The sequence below is a fragment of the Acinetobacter sp. 251-1 genome (genome assembly GCF_030329305.1).
GTDB classification, from domain to species: domain Bacteria; phylum Pseudomonadota; class Gammaproteobacteria; order Pseudomonadales; family Moraxellaceae; genus Acinetobacter; species Acinetobacter piscicola_A.
Genome location: NZ_JACANS010000001.1, coordinates 91,780 through 112,821 on the forward strand (window position 1 = coordinate 91,780; position 21,042 = coordinate 112,821).

At 37.8% G+C, this 21,042-nt stretch carries 16 protein-coding genes and 3 tRNA genes; 5 read left to right on the forward strand and 14 right to left on the reverse strand.

Annotated features, from left to right (window positions below):
* Positions 1 to 2: 2 nt before the first annotated feature.
* The 4 genes from HX129_RS00440 to HX129_RS00455 form a co-directional block, all read right to left on the reverse strand.
* Positions 3 to 76 (reverse strand) — tRNA-Asp (locus HX129_RS00440).
* Positions 77 to 122: 46 nt separating this feature from the next.
* Positions 123 to 199: transfer RNA gene (locus HX129_RS00445), tRNA-Asp, on the reverse strand.
* Between the two features lie 23 nt (positions 200 to 222).
* Positions 223 to 298, reverse strand: a tRNA-Val gene (locus tag HX129_RS00450).
* 345 nt (positions 299 to 643) lie between these two features.
* Entirely contained in the window at positions 644 to 1,012 is a 369-nt protein-coding gene (locus HX129_RS00455; protein ID WP_286435895.1) for a YbaN family protein, read from the reverse strand.
* A gap of 76 nt (positions 1,013 to 1,088) precedes the next feature.
* On the opposite strand from HX129_RS00455, the gene HX129_RS00460 reads away from it, so the two are divergent.
* The 3 genes from HX129_RS00460 (at position 1,089) to dapE (ending at position 3,496) form a co-directional block, all read left to right on the forward strand.
* Positions 1,089 to 1,955 (forward strand): DUF1853 family protein, encoded by an 867-nt coding sequence (locus HX129_RS00460; protein WP_286435897.1) that lies wholly within the window; start codon positions 1,089 to 1,091, stop codon positions 1,953 to 1,955.
* A 118-nt stretch (positions 1,956 to 2,073) separates the two neighbouring features.
* Entirely contained in the window at positions 2,074 to 2,214 is a 141-nt protein-coding gene (locus HX129_RS00465) for an entericidin A/B family lipoprotein (protein ID WP_130074048.1), read from the forward strand.
* A gap of 148 nt (positions 2,215 to 2,362) precedes the next feature.
* Positions 2,363 to 3,496 (forward strand): succinyl-diaminopimelate desuccinylase, encoded by a 1,134-nt coding sequence (gene dapE / locus HX129_RS00470; protein ID WP_130073886.1) that lies wholly within the window; start codon positions 2,363 to 2,365, stop codon positions 3,494 to 3,496.
* Positions 3,497 to 3,541: 45 nt separating this feature from the next.
* On the opposite strand, the gene HX129_RS00475 is transcribed toward dapE, so the two are convergent.
* The 6 genes from HX129_RS00475 to pilG all read right to left on the reverse strand — a co-directional run bounded on the left by HX129_RS00475 (position 3,542) and on the right by pilG (position 12,089).
* Positions 3,542 to 4,003 (reverse strand): hypothetical protein, encoded by a 462-nt coding sequence (locus tag HX129_RS00475; protein WP_286435901.1) that lies wholly within the window; start codon positions 4,001 to 4,003, stop codon positions 3,542 to 3,544.
* Positions 4,004 to 4,012: 9 nt separating this feature from the next.
* Positions 4,013 to 8,521 carry an Hpt domain-containing protein gene (locus tag HX129_RS00480; protein ID WP_286435903.1) on the reverse strand — a complete coding sequence of 1,503 codons (4,509 nt, stop codon included), beginning with the start codon at positions 8,519 to 8,521 and terminating at the stop codon, positions 4,013 to 4,015.
* A gap of 137 nt (positions 8,522 to 8,658) precedes the next feature.
* The gene (locus HX129_RS00485) at positions 8,659 to 10,731 is read right to left on the reverse strand and encodes a methyl-accepting chemotaxis protein (protein WP_286435905.1); all 2,073 of its coding nucleotides are present in this window, start codon (positions 10,729 to 10,731) and stop codon (positions 8,659 to 8,661) included.
* Positions 10,732 to 10,780: 49 nt separating this feature from the next.
* The gene (locus HX129_RS00490) at positions 10,781 to 11,314 is read right to left on the reverse strand and encodes a chemotaxis protein CheW (RefSeq protein WP_130073890.1); all 534 of its coding nucleotides are present in this window, start codon (positions 11,312 to 11,314) and stop codon (positions 10,781 to 10,783) included.
* A 2-nt stretch (positions 11,315 to 11,316) separates the two neighbouring features.
* Positions 11,317 to 11,685 carry a response regulator gene (locus tag HX129_RS00495; protein WP_286435907.1) on the reverse strand — a complete coding sequence of 123 codons (369 nt, stop codon included), beginning with the start codon at positions 11,683 to 11,685 and terminating at the stop codon, positions 11,317 to 11,319.
* A gap of 26 nt (positions 11,686 to 11,711) precedes the next feature.
* A complete protein-coding gene (gene pilG / locus HX129_RS00500; RefSeq protein ID WP_130073892.1) occupies positions 11,712 to 12,089 on the reverse strand; it encodes a twitching motility response regulator PilG in 378 nt (125 codons plus the stop codon).
* Between the two features lie 281 nt (positions 12,090 to 12,370).
* Here pilG and HX129_RS00505 point away from each other — a divergent pair, with 281 nt between their 5' ends.
* Entirely contained in the window at positions 12,371 to 13,015 is a 645-nt protein-coding gene (locus HX129_RS00505; RefSeq protein WP_286435909.1) for a hypothetical protein, read from the forward strand.
* A 180-nt stretch (positions 13,016 to 13,195) separates the two neighbouring features.
* A complete protein-coding gene (locus HX129_RS00510; protein ID WP_286433136.1) occupies positions 13,196 to 14,911 on the forward strand; it encodes a proline--tRNA ligase in 1,716 nt (571 codons plus the stop codon).
* A gap of 63 nt (positions 14,912 to 14,974) precedes the next feature.
* Here HX129_RS00510 and HX129_RS00515 read toward each other — a convergent pair whose 3' ends face one another.
* The 4 genes from HX129_RS00515 to HX129_RS00530 all read right to left on the reverse strand — a co-directional run bounded on the left by HX129_RS00515 (position 14,975) and on the right by HX129_RS00530 (position 21,010).
* Complete coding sequence (locus HX129_RS00515) at positions 14,975 to 16,321, reverse strand: hypothetical protein (RefSeq protein WP_227554771.1); 1,347 nt, start codon at positions 16,319 to 16,321, stop codon at positions 14,975 to 14,977.
* Between the two features lie 333 nt (positions 16,322 to 16,654).
* On the reverse strand, positions 16,655 to 18,946 hold the full coding sequence (locus HX129_RS00520) for a DUF6160 family protein (RefSeq protein WP_286435911.1): 2,292 nt from the start codon (positions 18,944 to 18,946) through the stop codon (positions 16,655 to 16,657).
* A gap of 55 nt (positions 18,947 to 19,001) precedes the next feature.
* Positions 19,002 to 19,631 carry a hypothetical protein gene (locus tag HX129_RS00525; RefSeq protein ID WP_130073895.1) on the reverse strand — a complete coding sequence of 210 codons (630 nt, stop codon included), beginning with the start codon at positions 19,629 to 19,631 and terminating at the stop codon, positions 19,002 to 19,004.
* A gap of 8 nt (positions 19,632 to 19,639) precedes the next feature.
* A complete protein-coding gene (locus HX129_RS00530) occupies positions 19,640 to 21,010 on the reverse strand; it encodes a hypothetical protein (protein WP_130073896.1) in 1,371 nt (456 codons plus the stop codon).
* Positions 21,011 to 21,042: the final 32 nt, after the last annotated feature.

Consider the following 21,042-nt stretch of genomic DNA (forward strand, 5'->3'; position numbering starts at 1 on the left):
GGCGCAGCGGACGGGACTCGAACCCGCGACCCCCGGCGTGACAGGCCGGTATTCTAACCAACTGAACTACCGCTGCACTTCAACAATTTTCATTGCTATACAAACGATTTATTGAACTTAAGTGGCGCAGCGGACGGGACTCGAACCCGCGACCCCCGGCGTGACAGGCCGGTATTCTAACCAACTGAACTACCGCTGCACTATAAATTCAACGTTAAAGCTTGGTGGGCGCTGACGGGATCGAACCGCCGACATTCTGCTTGTAAGGCAGACGCTCTACCAACTGAGCTAAGCGCCCTAACGACTTCATCGTTTGTGAGGTGCATTATAGAGAATCTTTACCGACTGTCAAACGCTTTTCTCCACGTTTTTCACTTTTTGCGTTTGAGTGATTAAAAAATAGATCATTTTGATATATTTTGAGCTTTTTTGTTTATTATTTATCTATTTATCGTGATTTAAATTGAATCTTTCATACTTTATTTTATTCCCCTGTTTTGAAATATTGCGATTTTTAGCTTTTATTTTGCTTTAGAAATACAATTCGGCAATTTTTATTCTATTTTGAGCTTTTATTTTCAATGCATCTTAGCACCTTAAAATGACTGAAATTTTGTAGAGCGCTTTATTTTAAAATTTTAATTTATGTTTCAACTTGCTCTTCTGGACGCGTCCAAAGCCAAATTGCCACAATTAACATGGTTAAATTGGTAAAAATTTTGACCGCTACAGGCGCATTGGTAAATAGCATTAAGATTGCACTTGCTGTCATCATGAGGCTTGCTAACCATTTTGCTTTGCGTGGCACAGTACCATGTTCACGCCATGCTCTTAACGTTTTACCGTATTTAGGATGATTCAATAACCAATCATGTACTTGTGGCCAACCTTTTGATGCTGCCCACAATGCCAAAATTAAAAAAACTGTTGTTGGCATACCTGGCAATATTGCACCAATAAAGCCAAGGACAATAAAAATAATCACCAGGCTACGCCAAAACAAAATTCGCATAGATCAACTCAATTTTTCAAACTTCGTTAGTATATATGTTTTATGATTAAACACTGTATTTTCTTTCTTTGGATCATTGCTTTTGAATGCGATCAATATCAGTTATTTTGAACCTTGGTTAAAATTTAAAACACCGATCGTTCGACAGTTAGCATTTGTGGTTGCAAGTCCTAATATTCTTGCGCAAATCCCAAATGATTTAGCGATTCAGCATTCATTTCAATTACATCCAGATCATTTTTGGCAACAACATTATCTACAATATGAAACTCGTCTTGAACAATTAGATCGAGATCCCACAGAATTACTTTATTTTATCGCACAACTGAAAAGCACACGTTTAGGCTTACGCTTTGAATATTTGATGTGGTTTTGGTTAAAAGATCACAGATTTCATGCCTTCAAATTGCTCGGACACAGCATTCAAATGTTTCAAGGGCAACGGACTTTAGGGGAAATTGACTTCTTAATTTTGAATGAAAATACTCAACAAATCGAACATTGGGAGGTCGCTTTAAAATATTATTTAGCTGAGGCAGATTTTCAACTGCAACATTGGTATGGTTTAAACCGACAGGATACGCTGCTGCGAAAACTCAAACATTTCACAGAAAAACAGTTTCAATTCACCGCTGTACAGTCGCACGAAATTCAAAAACGCTTTAGCGTGTTAAAGGGGCAATTATATTACCCAAATCATTATTTCCCATATAAAACAGAAACTTGGATAAATAAGATGCGCCGTATCGGTCATTGGGGACGCACAATTCCACAGCAAAAATATTATGCCTTAACACGCCACGAATGGATTTGTCCAAATATTACACAAAGCACAAATAATGCAATATGGTGGACAAATGGTTTATATAAGCATCAGGATCAGCAAGATTTTTATATGTACCGTCAACCTCATATCCTCAATATTCATGTGCAAAAAGTGTAAAAATCACCCGAAAAATATACAAAATATAACCAAGCACTCATAAAACAATCATATTCAACTGTATATGATTTTTTTAATCTATCTAGGCATCAGAATAATTTTAAACTGGAGATCAATGATGAAAAAAGTTTTAGCAGCTTCAATTATGTTAGCGTTTGTTTTAACAGGCTGTAATACCATTAAAGGGGCTGGTCAAGACGTATCTAAAGCAGGAAACGCAGTGACAAACTCTGCTGAAAAAGTCGAAAATAAACTTTAATTTAAATAATAAAAAAAGCCTTATCTTTTGATAAGGCTTTTTTTATTTTTATAGCAAAGAATAAATTCAACTCAGAAAGCTTTTTGGTTTTCATTCAAAACGATCTTCTCTATTATAGGCTTTCCCCTTTCAGATTTTATTTTTAACCATGAATGCCTCAGACACTTTGGATCTCAGCCTCGCACTCTTACGTCAACCCTCAGTCACACCAGTCGATCATAGTTGCCAAAACATGATGGCTGAGCGTTTAGCTGCTGTCGGTTTCAACATTGAACATATGCGCTTTGAGGATGTCGACAATCTATGGGCACGCCGTGGTACAGAAGCACCTGTTTTTTGCTTTGCAGGCCACACAGATGTTGTTCCAACGGGGCATTTAGATGCTTGGGAATCTGATCCATTTTTACCAGAAATTCGTGATGGTAAGTTGTATGGTCGTGGCAGTGCAGATATGAAAACCGCTTTAGCTGCAATGGTGGTTGCTTCTGAACGCTTTGTCAAAAAACATCCAAACCATAAAGGTTCAATTGCCTTTTTGATTACCTCAGATGAAGAAGGTCCATCGATCAATGGTACAGTCAAAGTTGTTGAGACCCTTGAAGCACGTCATGAAAAAATGACATGGTGCTTGGTCGGTGAACCTTCTAGTACTTCAACATTAGGGGACATTATCAAAAATGGTCGCCGTGGTTCTTTAAACTGCGTTCTTACTGTCAAAGGTAAGCAAGGTCATGTTGCTTATCCTCATCTTGCGATTAATCCTATCCACACAGCATCAAAAGCATTGGCTGAAATGTGTGAGACAGTATGGGACAATGGTAATGAATATTTCCCAGCAACATCTTTCCAAATTTCAAATATTCAAGCGGGTACAGGTGCAACCAATGTTGTGCCTGGCACAATGACAGTGACCTTCAATTTCCGTTATTCCACTGAAGTGACTGCGGAACAATTAAAAGCCCGTGTGCTAGAAATATTAGATCGTCATCAAGTCGACTATGAAGCACAATGGACTTTATCTGGTTTACCATTTTTAACACCTGTCGGTGAGTTGGTAAATGCGGCAACAACAGCAATTAAAAATGTCACAGGTACAACTGCTGAACTTTCAACCAGTGGTGGTACTTCGGATGGTCGTTTCATTGCACCCACAGGCGCACAAGTTCTTGAATTAGGCGTATTAAATGCAACAATTCACCAGATTAATGAACATGTAAATATTGATGAATTAGATCCATTGACCGATATTTATGAACAAATTTTAGAACAATTATTGACTTAAAATAGAAAAAATAAGGAATGTCTAGACATTCCTTATTTTATCAGCTTAGGCCGTTAAACCTAATGTTTGTTGAATTTTAGCTAAATTAGGGACATGAAATTTTTCATCGCCGACCCGTACCATATATAAGATTGTTTCATCTTTAGATTGGTTTTCTTCATCCACAACCTCAGAAATACGCAAACGAATCGAACGTGGCATTTCATTACATAATAATGCAAAACGCTCATTTGCTGATTCCCCTTCAACCACCAAGGCAACACCTAAGGCTGTATTCGGATCACTGACTCGAAAAGCAGGCAATTTGTGATCATGCCACTCTACTGTTTTCACTTGTGTTGGACTATCGAGTGCGGAAATGACAATATTTTGTGGTAATAACATTGGTGCTTTATCATAACAATCAATGATATATGCATCAATAAAACCCGTTGATACCGTAATAAGGTGCTGAAGCTCCTGCGTATTGGTTTGATCTAAAATCGATCCTTTGCCATTTTGAGACATCATTACTCCTTATTGTGCAACCAACAAATTCTGAATATTTTCCAACAAATCAGCTTCTTGGAATGGTTTACCCATATAATTCGTCACACCTAAACTAAATGCACGTTCACGATGTTTTTCACCTGTTCTTGAAGTAATCATAATGATTGGCAACTCATGATGAATTTCATGGTGGCGAATCCAATTGGTCACCTCAAAACCATCCATACGTGGCATTTCAATATCAAGCAACATTAAGTCTGGTTTGACATTTTCCAACTGCTCAATCGCATCTACACCATCTTTGGCAGTGATGACATCAAAGTTATGACGTTCAAGCAAACGCGAAGTCACTTTACGTACTGTCACTGAGTCATCCACAATCATTACCAAATGACGCTGATCACGGTGACGCGTTAACTCTCGTTGATCATTCGCTGCTTGACGTTTATTACTCAAAGCCTGACGTGCAATATTTTGTGCATCTAAAATTAAACAGACTTGACCATCACCCAAAATTGTTGCACCGGCCACAGCACCAATTGACGTAAACTGCTTGCCAATTGGTTTTACAACAATCTGTGAGCGTGAACCAATCAACTGATCGACCAATAATGCTGTATTTTTACCACTGTTATTTTTAATGAGTAACACAGGTAAAGAGTGGGCAATACCAGAGAAACGTGGCATCGGTTGGTGTGCCACAAACTCAGCCATATAACGCAAGTTATAGCGTTGCTGATCGATGACAAAGTCTTCTTTATTACTATGGAAATATTCTTCCAAGGTACTTGGTGCAATACGTACAATACGATCAATTTGCGATAATGGTACAGCAAATTGCTGATCACCCACTTTCACCATCAAGGCATCACTCACTGCAACAGTAGTTGGCACACGAATGGTAAAAGTTGAACCTTGACCAAGTACCGAAGACACTGAGACTTGCCCACCAAGTGACTTAATTTCACTTTGTACCACATCCAATCCAACACCACGCCCAGAAATCTGAGTAACTTGTTGCGCAGTACTGAAGCCATGATGAAAAATATATTGCAATATTTCTTCATCAGACACGCTTTGATCAGCTTGAATCAAACCATTTTGCAATGCTTTGGCTTTGATGATTTTCGGATCAATTCCCTTTCCATCATCCTTAAACTCAACCAAGACATCTGTACCTTGACGACTAATATTCAGCTCAATGCGTCCTGTTGCAGGCTTATTACATTGCTCGCGAATAGACGTTTCTTCAATACCATGGTCAATTGCATTACGTAACATGTGTTCTAATGGAGACATGAGCTTTTCAAGAATATTACGATCCAATTCACCTTCTGTATTATGTACAATCAGCTCTGTTGGTCGATTTAAACTTGAAGCCGTTTGACGTACCAAACGTTGTAAACGTGGTAATAAGCGGGTAAATGGTACCAAACGAGTACGCATTAAACCTTCTTGAATTTCAGCTTGAATACGTGCTTGTTGTAACAATAAACCTTCTGTATCACGAATTTTTTCAGCCAATGTGCTCTTAAAATCCACCAAGTCCGATGCAGATTCGGCAAGTGACTTAGATAACTGATTTAAAGAAGAATATTGGTCCATTTCAAGTGGATCAAAATCAGCATAACGTGAATTTGAATCACCATGCTTAGCAATAATTTGTGACTCTAATTCCCCTTCCATTCGGCGTAACTGATCTGCCAAACGTTGAATCGCCAATTCCATTTCCGACAGCGTATTACCAAACTGCCCCAAATCCATTTCAATACGTGAACGGTTAATTGAGTTCTCACCCGACAAATCGATCATTTTTTCAATCAAGTCTGCCGAGATACGAATCATCTCATTGCTGTTTTCAACTTGCTCAACTTGCCCCCATTCACCCAACATTGATGGTGGTTCAGTACCATCACCTTGAATAAACTCAACGCTCTGATTATCCCAAAAGATATCATTGCTAATTATTTTTTCAGGTAATTGTGCCGATACATCAACATACTGAATATTTTTAAGACCCGTTTTGATCGAATCAAAATGCTCATAATTATTCGACAAAATGGCATTTTTCAACCAATTAAATGCTTTACTCAATAACTGATCATAAGCATTTGAGTTGAAATTATGCAAACCAAAACGTTCAAATGTATTTTCTAATTCATATGCAATATCAGATATTTGTGTATAACCAACCATTTTTGCACCACCTTTTAAAGTGTGGGCAATACGTTGTAATTGCAATAATAGACTACGACTACTACGCTCATCAAACCATTGATCTAAAATATCATCAGCACGTGCCAATAATTCTTCAGCTTCTTCTGCAAAAGCATCTTGTGCCACATTTTCGACTGAAGAATTATTTTGTATCGCAGCGACAGCTCCCATTTCATCAACTGGCGCCTGTGCTTCAAATTGCTGAATAGAATCAGACTGCCCTACATGTTCAGGCTCTGCAACGGCAGAAGGCTCATCCGATGTATCGAATGCAAGTTTGATCGGCTGTTGCTTTTCAATGGCTTGCAAAAGACCTAAAAGATGAACAGCTGGATAATCAATCCCTTGTTCACGAATCACTTGAATACGTTCTGCAATTTCATCCTGAACCATACGAATGGTTTGCATCAACGCCGCATTTACAGGAATTTGTTGCTTAATAATTCGTTCATAAATTGATTCTAAATGATGGGCAATCAGACCAATATGCTCTGCTTGTACCATATTCGCACCACCCTTTAAGGTATGCAAATAACGCATCAAATTATTTAATGACGTCAGATTTTGGGTATCAGAGAACCATACCGTTAAATCCTGATCAATCCCCACCAACAGCTCATCTGCTTCTTCAAGGAAAATATCCAAGACCTCAGCATCAAAGTCTTTAAAACTATCGGCAGAATGTAAATATTGCTGATCTTTTGCAATCAGATTAAAGATTTGATTGCTATTAAATTCAGCTGTCGCTGCAGTTTCAGGAAGAGTGATCGTTTCCAAATCTACAGTTTCAAGTGACTCTGTCTGTGCAGAATCCACAGCTTCAATCTGTTCAATGTCTTGTATAACATAGTCATACAATTGTTCTAAAACATGTTGACCATTTTCATTTAAAACGACGCGTTGACCAGATGCTAATGCATCAAATAGATGAATAAACTCTTGATGTGCTTGATTAAACAGCTCAAATACATAATCTGTATTCAGTAAACGTTGATCAGCCAATATATGTTCATAAGCAACTTTTAATGCCAAGCTAATATCATGAATACCTTGTGCTGCGCGGTTGTCTGTATGTTCAATTAATACATCAGCTTCACGCATTAAGCTTTCAAAATATGCTGGATATTCAACTTTGGCTTTTTGATCAAAATCAAATTCAGCATCAAGCAAATGCTCAATATTTAAGTCAACCAGTTGAGAAACGAGATCTTGCTGATGCTCATTACTTTCTAAATATTCAGTTTGGAAATCATAACGTTCCCAAGCATCATTAAACTTTTGACAAATAACTTTTTGTTGTTCTGAACTATTTTCTTGCACCAGTGTATGCAAATAATCTCGAACAAATTCAGTATAATGTATTAAAAGTGCATTTTCATTGGTGCTATGCTGTGTATCGTCTTTTAACAAAATTTTAAATAATTGTTCAACTTTACTACTCGCATGAAATACATCATCCACATGCGCCATCGCTGAACTACCACGCAAGGTGTGTAATGCACGAATCAAGCGGTTATAGTGATCTGGGGTATGCTGTTCAATGCTTAAGAACGTGTCAATTGACGCCAGATGTTCTTCAGACTCTTCAATAAAGATTGCAATAGTCTCGGCCAGAAATCGACGATCCTCAGCTTCGTCAACCGCCTCCTTGTGATTCTCAAGTGAAGTTTTTTCAGACGAAATAACTTCTGGTTGTTCTGGCATAGTCACAGGACTTTCAGGAGTTACAGGCTCTACCATAGCAGTCGTTGGTTTTGCTTGTGCTATAACCTCAGCCGCATCATCGGTTGTAGAATATTCTAAGCCTGTCAAAACATCTGCACTATTTAATTGCGCTGAAAGTGCAAGTAATTCTTCAAGTGCTGGCTCAATACTCAGATTTTGTTGAATCTGTTGTCCCAACAAAACCAAAGGTCTTAAATCTAACTGATGCGCTTGTGCTTTGGCAAAATCATCATGCAGCTTAAATTTATAAATATTAAATACCGCATTGACATATTGCTGTAATGGTTGAGATAAACTCAAACTTTTAGCAATCACACGATTTAATGTATCTTCAACCGTCCAAGCCAACTCACCTGATGACTTTGCGCCCACCATACGACCAGACCCTTTCAAAGTATGGAAATTACGGCGAATTACAGTCAAAAGTTCTGCATCTGACGGTTCACTTAACCATTGTGTTAACAACGGCTGAACATTTTCGATGATCTCTTCGATCTCTTCCACAAAGATTTCTAAAATTTCAGGATCTTGGTCCACAAATTCGTCTTGGGGAAGATTTATATTTTCAACTAAATCTTTTAATATTTTTTTCATAGCTCAGGCTTCTATCATAGTTCCTTAGAGGGACTAAAACCTATCAACAGCTTAATTTTATTAACAATAAATTAAGTGATCTAAGCGTGATTAATACCCAAAGAATACTTTTACACAGTACTCTTTGGGTTGCTAAATTATTGCTCTGGTAATTTAAAGTCAGATACAGATTGACGTAACGAGTCTGCCATACTTGCTAACTCTGATACCGAACGTGCTGTATCAAACGTCGCAGTGGTCGTTTGCGATGTAATCTCTTGTACAATATTCATCGTATTTGCAATATGACCTGCTGACGCTGACTGTAGTTTTGCTGAGTCAGAAATGTTTTCAATCAATTTTGCCAAGCTGCTTGATACGCTTTGAATTTCATCCAAGGCAACACCGGCATCTTTTGCCAAATGCGCACCACGTACAACTTCCGAAGTGGTTTGCTCCATTGAGATTACCGCTTCATTGGTATCTGTTTGAATGGTTTTTACCAGTGTTTCAATCTGTTTAGTTGCTGAAGCTGAACGTTCTGCAAGACGTTGTACCTCATCGGCTACGACTGCGAAACCTCGACCTGCTTCACCTGCCATCGATGCCTGAATTGCAGCATTCAATGCCAAGATATTCGTTTGATCGGCAATATCGTTAATCAAAGAGACAATGTTACCAATCTCTTGTGATGATTCACCCAAACGTTTAATACGTTTAGACGTTTCTTGAATCTGTTCACGAATCGTATCCATACCTTCGATTGAACGGTTTACCACTTCCGCTCCATTCGATGCAATTTGTACCGAACGTTGTGCTACGTCTGCTGATTCAGTCGCATTGGCAGATACGTGCTCAATCGATTGTGCGATTTCATTAATTGCGGTAGACGCACCTGCAATTTCTTGCGCCTGATGCTCAGATGCCTCAGCCAACTGGTTAGTAATCAACTGAGTGTTTTGGGTATAGCTTGCAACTTCTTGAGACGTTTCATTGATTCGCGATACAAGGTCACGTAATTGGTCGATTGCAAAGTTAATCGAGTCGGCAATTGCACCCGTAAAGTCTTCCGATACTGTTGCATACGAACTCAAGTCACCATCCGCTAAGTCAGCAATCTCATCAAGTAAACGTAAAATTGCATTTTGGTTACGGTCATACTCATCTTGTAAACGAGTTACACGAACTTTATCAGCTTCACCACGTAAAGTTAAAAGTTTGAATACAGAGAACAAGAAAATACCAAGCATGATCACTAATAATACGCCAGGAATAACCGTCGTTGCCCAAGAGCTACTGCTGAGATTATTTAAATCTTTTAACAGCTGATCAGATTTAGCAAAAATATTCGTCGATGCTTGACGTACTTTTACAATTTTTGAAGAGTTCTTTAAAATACTATCTGATGCAGATTTTAAGACATCATTATAATCAGACTGAATACTTTGTAATGACTCACGCATAGAAGGTTGATCAATACGTGTTACACCAAGCTCTGCACTGCCTTTAAGTTGAGCATCAAGATATGCACCAAATGTTTCGGTATCAGCATTAAAGTCATCTGCCGATGCACGCGCATTTTCAGAACCACTTAAAACTGATGAAATAGAACGTAAAATACGTTCGGCGATAAACACTTGGTTTTTCGCCAACACCACCTGTGAACTTGGCATATTTTCACGTGCCATTTGGTTCACCATTAAGTTGTATTCTGCCTGAATTCCAGGAATAACATCACTCATGGTAACGTTAGTATCATATAATTGATTAATTACTTTTTGTTCAGATGCAATTAAACTGATATCTGCTGAGACTTCTGACCAAAGTTTTTCTACTTTTTTCATGTCCGCATTTGATGAGTGAATATCTTTAACAATTTCCAAGTTTTCATCAAATTTCTTTTGCGATGCAACAAGATCTTTAATCGTATCTTCTTTACCAGAAGCCGTTGCCTCTGTCGCCTGACGAGACATGGTTTGAGAAAGTAACTTTAACTCACCAATACTACGTGTTAAGTCATTGTTTCGTGGAACATTATACAATAATGTAAGCAAACAAATTACAGCGACAATGATGGTCACCAAAGCTGTAATCAGATATGGTTTCGATTTATCACTGTCGCCGAATAACTTGGAAAACTGATCCAATTGCGTTTGCAACTTTGATGCTGCAATTGGATTATTTTTCTGCGTATTTTCAGATGTATTTTTCTTTTTTAGCTTAAAGCCCATTCAGCTTCTCCCCGAAACGCTTAACCTAACATTGAGCGTAGAAACTCGTTTATTTAAATTTTTCCGATGCATTCATGTATTTAGGATCACTCAACAATTGGCTGAACAAAAATATATTCCACGCACGATTATGCTGTTGAAAATACCCTTGACAGTATGTTTTTAGCTTCTTTTCTAAATTTTTGTTTTCTGAAAAAAAACTTTTTTTATTGAAATGTTGAATCCCCAAAACTTGATCTACAATCAAACCGACATAATGATCATTATGGCTAATGCATAAAACTTTTTGTGTTGGTGTAAACTGACTTCTTTGTCCAGAAATAAAATAGGTTAAATCTGATACTGACAGTAAACGTCCCCGAATATTTGCAAGTCCTTTTACCCAATTTTGTACGTTTGGAACTGCTGTACATTTAGGTGGGTAAATCACTTCGGTCACTTCACCTAGTGGAGCAACAAAATATTGCCCCATCATTTCAAATGCAATGCCTGACCATCTATTTACTTCACTTTCTTTATCAACGTAGTTTTGATTTCCACGTTTTGACAGTCGAAGTAATTCGATAAATCCATTTGCTGCCATAATTATCCCGTAGTGAGATGCTGTTTAATCACATTGATTAAGACATTCTCATCAATTGGTTTGGTTAAATAATCACATGCACCTTGGCGTTTTCCCCAAACACGGTCAGTATCTTGATCTTTGGTACTGACAATCACCACAGGAATATGCTTTGTTGTTGCACCGCGTGCGATTTGACGTGTCGCCTGAAAGCCATTTACACCCGGCATCACAACATCCATCAAAACCAAATCTGGCTGTTCAGCTTGTGTTAACGTGACCCCATCAGCACCATTATTGGCTTCTAGAACATCATAGCCATGCCGACTTAAAATTTCTTTAAAACGATACATCTCTGTAGGAGAGTCGTCTACGATTAAAATTTTTGCCATCTTATTTCCCCATTCAGAATTTAAAATTAAACATGTTTCCGAATAGCATTTAATAATTCATCTTTACTAAATGGTTTAGTTAAATACTCATCCGATCCTACGACCTTTCCTTTTGCTTGGTCAAACAAACCGTCTTTACTTGACAGCATAATCACAGGAATGTTTTGATAACTCTGAGAATTTTTAATAAGAGCACAAGTTTGATAACCATCTAATCGAGGCATCATAATATCGACAAAAACAATATCAGGATTTGCATCAGCAATTTTTGAAAGTGCTTCAAATCCATCTACTGCAGTGATAACTTCACATCCTTCACGCTGCAATAGTGTTTCAGCCGTTCGACGGATCGTTTTAGAATCATCGATAACCATGACTTTTAAATTTTGGAACTTTTCTTCCATTTAATGCCCTTCCCCATAAATTCAGAATTTGACGTTCCGAATACATTTATTTTTTGAAATTTATCATCCTTATTTAACATGCATTTGCTCACTTTATCAATCAAGATTTCGAATAAACTTAGGAATCATGTTTAAAAGCGCTATAAAACAGCGTTAAAAGCAGATTTACAGTTGATTAAGAAACTTATATATTCTTAAAATAGATCGCAAATTATCGTCTAGTTTTAACGTAATTAAAAATAATTATTGAGCTACATTCTGCTTTATTTGGGGAATTAATCATGCTGCAGACTTGGTCTTGGCAGGTGCGATCTAAAAAGTACTCCACAGTATTTTTTCAAACACTTGTGATCGGGGTTCTAAACATCTTACTATCAACCTTATGCTTTGCTACAGATGCACAACCCAAAGCAGTTTGGTATCGTTATTATGATAAAGGTGTTGCTAATATTAGTAGTACAGTCACGCCTGCACATATTCGTCATGGCTATGAAGCTCTAGATGCAAATATGCAAGTCATTCGTCTTAATCGTCCTTATAATGCCGAAAAAGATGCTCAACAATCTACCTCGCGAGCTGCACAAGCCAAACAGTATGAGCAAAATGCGCGCCTTAAACGTGCATATAGCAATAGCTCAGTGGCGATCAATAAACGTGATGAACAATTAGCAAGTATAAAAAAACAAATCTCAATGCAACAAGCTCAAGTGAAACAGTTACAAAATGACCGTATTTTACTTAAAAGACAGGAAATGGAACATTTTCGTAAAGGAACCTCTGTACCTCTTCATTTAAAACAATCGATCCAATACAACAGTGATCGAATCAATCAAACCAAGAAAAACATTGAAACCTTGCAAAATAATTATCAAAAAACACAAGACTCTTATAACAATATTATTCAACGTCTTAAAGCAATGGAATAAGATGAAATCATGGCTTTTTTTCTTCTGCGCATGATTTATCTTCCTAAAACATTGCGCATTTTGACACCAAAAAATTTATCCTGACAGATAATTTTCATCAAAAGAACATTATCAAATGTTCCCTTGTTGGTTTTATCGTATAATCTCCACTTTAATGCTTAAAATTTTAGGACAGTTTCCATGCGCGCGAGTCGCTTTTTATTTGCAACGTTAAGAGAAACCCCAAATGATGCGGAAGTTATTTCACATCAATTGATGCTACGTGCGGGGATGATTCGTAAATTGGCTTCAGGTTTGTATACTTGGTTGCCGATGGGTGTACGTGTGCTCAATAAAGTTGAAGCGATTGTACGTGAAGAAATGGATCGCGCAGGCTCATTACAAGTATTAATGCCTGTGACACAGCCCGCTTCTTTATGGGAAGAATCAGGTCGTTATGTACAATATGGTCCTGAACTTTTACGCTTTAAAGACCGCCATAATAATGACTTTGTCCTTGGTCCAACACATGAGGAAGTCATTACCGACCTCGCTCGTAATGAACTTAAAAGTTATAAGCAACTTCCTGCTAACTTTTACCAAGTACAAACTAAATTCCGTGACGAAATCCGTCCACGTTTTGGCGTAATGCGTTCACGTGAATTTGTGATGAAAGATGCTTATTCTTTCCACGTTGACCAAGCGTCTTTACAAGAAACTTATGATGTGATGTACGATGCATATTGCAAAATTTTCACACGTTTAGGCCTAAACTTCCGTCCTGTTCAAGCAGATACAGGTTCAATTGGGGGTTCAGGCTCACACGAATTCCACGTGTTAGCTTCAAGTGGTGAAGACGATATTGCTTTTTCAACTGAGTCTGACTATGCAGCTAACGTTGAAATGGCAGAAGCTGTACTTGTTGGCGAACGTGCTGCACCAACACAAGAAGTAAAAATCATTGATACACCTGATCAAAAAACAATTGCAGATGTTTCTGCATTTTTAGGAACTGATCCTACTCATTCAGTAAAAGCTTTGTTGGTTCAAGGTATTACAGATGAAAAAGGTCACGTCCCTGTAGTCGCATTATTCTTGCGTGGTGATCATGAACTTAATGAAATCAAAGCAGAAAAGCATCCTTTAATTGCAGCACCATTAACTTTTGCAACTGAAGCTCAACTGCAAGAAAATGGCTTAACAGCAGGTTTTTGTGGTCCACAAGGCCTTGTTGAAAAAGGCTTAACAGTCATTATTGACCGCGCGGCTTCTGTACTTTCTGACTTTGTTGCTGGTGCAAATGTGGTTAACAAACATGCAACAGGTTTGAACTGGGAGCGTGATGCCAAATTTACTGAAGTTTATGACTTGCGTAATGTGGTTGAGGGTGATCCATCACCCGATGGTAAAGGCACAATCCTAATCAAACGTGGCATCGAAGTTGGTCATATTTTCCAATTGGGTAAAAAATACTCTGAAGCACTTGGCTGTAAAGTATTAGGTGAAGACGGTAAGCCGATGGTCGTCACCATGGGTTGTTATGGTATTGGTGTAACGCGTGTTGTTGCATCTGCCATTGAACAAAATTTTGATGAAAAAGGCATCATTTGGCCTGCTGCGATTGCGCCTTTTGAAGTGGCGATTGTACCCATGAATGCACATAAATCTCCTCGCACTTTAGAGGCGGCAGAAGCATTGTATACAGAGCTACAAGCTGCGGGTTATGATGTATTACTTGATGACCGTAATGAGCGTCCAGGTGTGAAATTCTCTGACTTAGAGCTTACAGGTATTCCACATCGTATCGTGATTGGTGAAAAAGGTTTGGATGCAGGAACTTTTGAATATAAAGGTCGCCGTGATGCCGAATCTGTGAATATTTCTAAAGAAGAATTATTGGCTAAAATCGCTCAATAACCCCATATCAAAATGAAAAATCCCGCTCAGTGCGGGATTTTTTATGCAGACCAACTTAAAAATTTAGCAAAATGTGAGAGAACCGTAACAGTTACGATAAGCAGGTTCCAATAATGTAATATTACCGTCTCGAGCATTACTTGTACTTGCAATATTATGAACCAAACTGCTTACTTTATCTTCAATATTAAGCGTAAAAGCATCCTGTAAATACATACTCCACCCTGTTGGTACTGCTTGTGCATACCCTGGATATTTAATCCCTTGTTTAGATAATGCAATACCAAAAGTATTTGAGTTGACGTCAATCTGATGCACATTTTTAAGATTATATGGCATGATATAATCATTTAAGGCTGCTCGGGTTGTTCCTAAACCACCTGCCAATTGATCTTTAATATAATTACCCACCCCACCTTTTAATACAGGCATCAAACCATTCGCTAGAGCTGTACCTAGACTCCCACCACAAATAAAGCCAATGAGTCTGACACAAGAGCGATCCACTACTAGCCCATTCATAATCTCATCAACTACGCCGCCTAGGCCAATACCTTGAATTTGTGCCTGTGTGACTCGATTTCCAATCACAGAAACGATTAAATTATTACGTTTTACCGTCTGATAATCTACTGTTAAATCTCGATAATCAACATAAGCAATGAGAGGAATACCTAAAATTTGTGCATTATCTAAACCCAAATAAGCACTTGCATCAGTATAACGACTTCGTCCTGCCGCATCACTACATACATCTGGGGCTTTACAGGTGACAGCCACATCCGTTTCACCTAACATAGATAAGTTAGCTACACCTGTTAAGTAACCACTAAAACTAGTTAAATTACCAAAACTTAAAGGACCTACAGCTTTATCTGCACCAATCCGCACACCCACGACTTCACGTGTTGCTGCTGTGTCTGCATTTTTTACTGCAAATTGAAAAAATGGATTTGTTAAAACAAAATCTTTTAAATTACTTTGGTTAGAAGCGGCATTATTTGAGTCTGCCCCTTTAGGTTGATTAGTTAACGTCGTCGGTAAAGTAATACAGGTACCACTTGCATTGGTTACACAACCAAAGGAAACATCAGAAATATCAATATCACATCCCGCCTTGCCTGTAGCAGAACTATTCGTACCGCCACAACCCAATTGTAGAGATTTCATATTAGCATTGAGTTGAACCTCAGCTTCCATTCCTAATGTATAAAATGATAATCCATCTTGCTCTTGCCGATTAAGAGAATACAAAGCCTGTCCTTGGGTTGCAGACAACTCATCATCGGTCATTTGCACCAAATGTGTGTTTGCGGCTACATTCACGTCAGATGTATTTTCTAAATCTGCCGAATGTGCATAAGCAAATGACGTCATGATTGACAATATTGCTATAGATAAACTTTTCATAAGTTCACCATTCCTTCATTTTTGTTTTTCTTGCTCATCCCAACCATGAGATAACTGTTTATTTCTTACCTCAGTATAGGCTAGCATAACTTAATAATAAATGTAAAAAATACAATTTCCGATATATCGTAACAAAAAAATCTAATTTTTACATTTATAAAATTTTCAACAACTTAGTCAAATTTCACATTGCGTAGCAATTTCAATATAAAGATTAAAATATTACGATGACATTTATCAGATTAATTCAAAATATCACTCACTAAATGACAACATTTATTATGAACACTTAAAGCGCCGATTACGGCGCTTTATAGGCACTCTACAATTAGATTATCGTGGAGAGATTCCCAAAGTACTACGGATATTTCCACCCGTCATGACAATTTGTCCTAAAGTTTGAGCTGGAGGTAATACTGTGCTGCCTGTATTTTTAGGATATAAATTTACATCTGCACGTAAAACATTTGCAGGTGTTTTTGTCGTATTTAAATTTACAGAATTCGTAAACTCTACGGTTGTAGCACTCATATTTAATTTACTACTTAAGCTCATATTGCCAGAAAGACTTTCCAAGCCTAATTGGGACGGTGAGTCTGCACTTGTACTACCCGATTTATCACTTATTCTTAAATAATTTCGATTAGTATTCCCCGGCTGATCTGCATTTAAAGCAACATCACCATAAATCAATAAGCCTGATCCGCTACTTGGTGCGACAACCAAATTTGCTGTTCCATCTATACGTGCAGCAAGACCAAACAATACATCGGTATTTTTACTAAAGCTATCACTCGCCACAAAGCAATTACTTGCAGTAGAATCCTTACAAGTTGATGAAACAACACGAGAACCCGGTAATTGTCCAACAGCCAACTCTGCATCTAAAGCAGCGACTAATTTTGGTACATATATCCATAATCCACCAGTAATAAAACTTATATTCCCAGTTAAGTCTGCAAGTAAATTAATATTTCTTAAACCTGCATAATAGTTTACTGTTTCATTGTTATTAAATTGGTTTTTTGCACCATCAATCAATAACATGGAAGTCGTTTGAGAACCTGTACTGTTACGTCCCTCTGTACTCATGCTTAAGCCAAAACCAATACTCTGCTTATTATTATTTGCATCTTTTACACCATATATACCAAGGTTTGCATTCAAGTTATAAATAGGTAGACCTAAGCCCCATGAACTTCCTGCATTCGTTACAGGATTTATTATACTGTTATCAGCGACAAATAATCCTTGACGTGCAATAGCTTGAAAGTCCATGCCCCGCACAGCAACAACTAAAGCATTTGATGGCGTAGAACCTGGCGTGTTATACAAAGCTGTTTTCAGTGTTGAAGCAGCAGCAGATGAATTTCTAGCATATATCTTATTTAAAAGTGTACTAATAGGAAAATCAATCGTATTGGTCTGCGCAGCATTGATATAAACATCACCGAAATCTATAAATGCCGAATCACTATTCAAAGCTAGACTTGTCGCTGTATTACTTCGAATTTGTAAAGGTGTTAAATTACCATAACGTAAAACATACGCATTTTTACCTGACATTCCTATATCAAAATACGTTTTTTGGGTACTTGCCGCATCATTTTCAAAATCAGCTTTCATTTGTAGATGTAAGCCACCTTTACCCGCTAAATTACCCGTGCCTGTATTTGCTGATCCCGAAGTTGCTGCACCTAAAGTTGAGTCTTGTGTACCATTAACTTTTATATATGCATTTTTTAATGTGCCTGAAGCACCAATTCGACCAAAACTTGAAATATTAGAGTCTAATCCTGTTGCCTGATAGGCTTTATAATCCGAACCTACATTTTTTTTGTAGCGTAAATCTAAATTAAGACCTGGTTGTTTCTTACCAGAAAAATCAGGGTCATCGACATCAGCAAGAACAACTCTATTTATATTCGAAGTCTCATTCTTTTTATTGGTGGATAAAACCAAACCTTCCGCTGGGTCTATATACAAATAGCCATTTCCAGCAAAATTAAAGTTAAAGTCTTTAAATATGAGTTGATTATATTCAGTCGCATTATTTAATGTATAAAAAAGATTTGCATTTTTTAAGCCAAAACCTAAAGAGACTGGACTCCCCCCATTAAACAAGCCATTTTGAGTTTCTAAAGAAAAGGTTAAATCCTTTCGGTTCTGAAAAGTTAATGCACCTAAAGACTGACTGCCAGCCCCTGTACAATCTGCAGTAATACCCGCACCATTAGGGCATACAGCCAAATTACCAATATGCATCGTTGCAGGTCCAAAAACTGCACTTAAACCTAAACCATTCGATGCTGTCGCACTTGCTCCTGGTTTTCCCCCCACATCCGCAGTAAATTTTGCACTTAGCCCACCGGAACCATAAGGGGTAGTTTCGATATTTCGCATACTCACATTCAGTACGTCGTCCACACCTGTCGTGGTTTGCGTACTATCCTTCCAATTTACCTCTCCAATTTGAACTTTGTTTGCTTCAATCTGTAAACTGATACCATCTTGACCTGAGATCTCACTCAAAGAACTATCTTCTAATTCTTGCAATGCAAAACAATGTTGCGCACATAAAATACTCAACGTTAAAATATTTAACTGTATTATTTTTTTTCTCATCACTTATCCCTACCTGTGACATTTATTTTCGCTTAAATGCTGATAAGCGGTTTTTTTAGCAACGTGAAGCACTCGAACCATTACAACCAAAAATTTTAAGCGTTCCTGCGATTGCTAAATTTCCATGCATATTTAGACCTGTAAAGCCTGTTTCCTTACCTTGATCAAAAACAGAAGCATGATTGGCAGCATAAGTTGTATTGTTTAAATAACCTTTTTGGGTGGTACTATCTGTCTCAATCTGTAAGGCTGCATAACCAAAATTACGAATTTTTAAAGGCTGAAAATAAGTTGGCGTTGTTGCACCATCATCACCAAAACGTAATTGAAGTGCTGTACGACTACCATCACCCGTTTGTGCCAAAGAAACTCCATCTAGTTGGAATTTTTCTAACTGTAAAGTTCCTTGCAATTGTTTAAAGACCAACCACTGTATATTTCCTGAGCCATCTTTACGATTATTCGGTGAAATTGCTAAACGACAATAAGCAGTATCACCAGAACATTCATATACTCTAGATAAAGAACCATCAGTGGTTGCCTTATGATTTAAAGACAATGTCCAACTTAAATCTGCACCACCTTGACCATTGATCTCACTCAATGTTTGATTATCTAATCCTATCAACCCTGCATGTGCGGTTGAAACCAAGAGTAACAAAGAACTCAATACTATTTTCATCATTAAGCTCCTTATAAACCCGTAGTGGTCATTTTAAAATGCTGAATTAATAAACCATCAATGACGGCAGAGCCTAAATTGACATCTGCGCCTGTGCCCTTCATCACAATGCCTGAAGTCGTTGATGCTTTATCTGCATTCATGATTCTATCATTATTTGAAAACGCAACTTTACCAATAGAAATACTACTATGCGTTGCGGTTGTTCCTTGATAATTAGCACCACCTATTGAAACTGTAGTACCACAATAACGTACGTTACACGTTGAACCGGTATAAGTGGTACTATCTAGGTTGCCATAATCAGTATAAATTTTATTATATACGGCTGCTTGATTTGGAATACGTGTCAATTCTAAACTGAGATTTTTTCCATCGGGTGTATCAATAATTAAAGGTTGATAGATACTTCCTAAAACAAGATTGATATTTGGACTATATATATACAGACCTTCATTTGTATCAAAGACTGCTGCTGCCCCACCATCAATCGCAGGCGTCTTTAAGTCTTTAGCTGCACCCGTGGTTTCACGGGTACTGATTCTTAATACTTTATCTGCCCAAGTACCACCATCTGCATTAAAATGCGTATTTAGACGCAATAATAGTCCAGCGCCTAAAGTATTATTATAGGTTGATGACAACCCACCTGTCCCTGTTGTTGCACCATCTAAAGTTTGAAATAGGCGTATTTGAGAACCTTCTAATAGCAAACCATTTGCAATCATTTGGACACGAAGCTTTTCTTCTAAGCCTTTTGAATCTATTGGTGCACCTGTATCAGGGTTCACAGCAGATGTTGAACCAGCTGTTGTTTGGTTACGCGCAAAAATATCACCCCATAGACCTAATTTAATCGTTTGAGTATTTAAAGGCTGAATACCGACTTGCGCTAAAGGTGCTTCTAATTGTAAATAACTTAGATCTTTTGACGTACCTGCAAAATTTGGAACATTTTTGGTATCAACACTCAATATCCATGGATTTTTTTCTGTGCCAGAACTCACACCGACATTACTAAAACGTGTCGTTACGTTATTATCATTTTGAGAAAGTGCTAAACCATACAAGAAAATATCTGCTTTTTTAGCACCTGCATTCGTTGCAACTGAAGTTAATGGACCGACGGGAATGATACGGATTAAACCTGTATCTTTTGTTCGATCGCCCCATGATGCTTGTGGGTTTGCCACATTATCTTCAGCTTTTTGGAATACCATTTTAAAATTTTCAGGTAAAAAGGCCACGCCTTCACCTGTTGCCTCACTCAAGCTTTCATCGGTCAATGCTTCTAAGGCAAAACATGACTGTGATAACCCAAGTCCTAGCAGTGAAGCCAGTACCGTCTTTTTCAAGTTTACTGTATAACCGAGCTTAGTCATCTTGACCTTCCTATGTATACAATGCTCCGCAC

What these genes read in the sequence shown, in the direction of transcription:
- HX129_RS00455 (WP_286435895.1), bottom strand. Translation starts at nt 1,012, where the DNA reads ATGCGAATTTTGTTTTGGCGTAGCCTGGTGATTATTTTTATTGTCCTT.
- HX129_RS00465 (WP_130074048.1), top strand. Translation starts at nt 2,074, where the DNA reads ATGAAAAAAGTTTTAGCAGCTTCAATTATGTTAGCGTTTGTTTTAACA.
- dapE (WP_130073886.1), top strand. Translation starts at nt 2,363, where the DNA reads ATGAATGCCTCAGACACTTTGGATCTCAGCCTCGCACTCTTACGTCAA.
- HX129_RS00475 (WP_286435901.1), bottom strand. Translation starts at nt 4,003, where the DNA reads ATGTCTCAAAATGGCAAAGGATCGATTTTAGATCAAACCAATACGCAG.
- HX129_RS00480 (WP_286435903.1), bottom strand. Translation starts at nt 8,521, where the DNA reads ATGAAAAAAATATTAAAAGATTTAGTTGAAAATATAAATCTTCCCCAA.
- HX129_RS00485 (WP_286435905.1), bottom strand. Translation starts at nt 10,731, where the DNA reads ATGGGCTTTAAGCTAAAAAAGAAAAATACATCTGAAAATACGCAGAAA.
- HX129_RS00490 (WP_130073890.1), bottom strand. Translation starts at nt 11,314, where the DNA reads ATGGCAGCAAATGGATTTATCGAATTACTTCGACTGTCAAAACGTGGA.
- HX129_RS00495 (WP_286435907.1), bottom strand. Translation starts at nt 11,685, where the DNA reads ATGGCAAAAATTTTAATCGTAGACGACTCTCCTACAGAGATGTATCGT.
- pilG (WP_130073892.1), bottom strand. Translation starts at nt 12,089, where the DNA reads ATGGAAGAAAAGTTCCAAAATTTAAAAGTCATGGTTATCGATGATTCT.
- HX129_RS00505 (WP_286435909.1), top strand. Translation starts at nt 12,371, where the DNA reads ATGCTGCAGACTTGGTCTTGGCAGGTGCGATCTAAAAAGTACTCCACA.
- HX129_RS00510 (WP_286433136.1), top strand. Translation starts at nt 13,196, where the DNA reads ATGCGCGCGAGTCGCTTTTTATTTGCAACGTTAAGAGAAACCCCAAAT.
- HX129_RS00515 (WP_227554771.1), bottom strand. Translation starts at nt 16,321, where the DNA reads ATGAAAAGTTTATCTATAGCAATATTGTCAATCATGACGTCATTTGCT.
- HX129_RS00520 (WP_286435911.1), bottom strand. Translation starts at nt 18,946, where the DNA reads ATGAGAAAAAAAATAATACAGTTAAATATTTTAACGTTGAGTATTTTA.
- HX129_RS00525 (WP_130073895.1), bottom strand. Translation starts at nt 19,631, where the DNA reads ATGATGAAAATAGTATTGAGTTCTTTGTTACTCTTGGTTTCAACCGCA.
- HX129_RS00530 (WP_130073896.1), bottom strand. Translation starts at nt 21,010, where the DNA reads ATGACTAAGCTCGGTTATACAGTAAACTTGAAAAAGACGGTACTGGCT.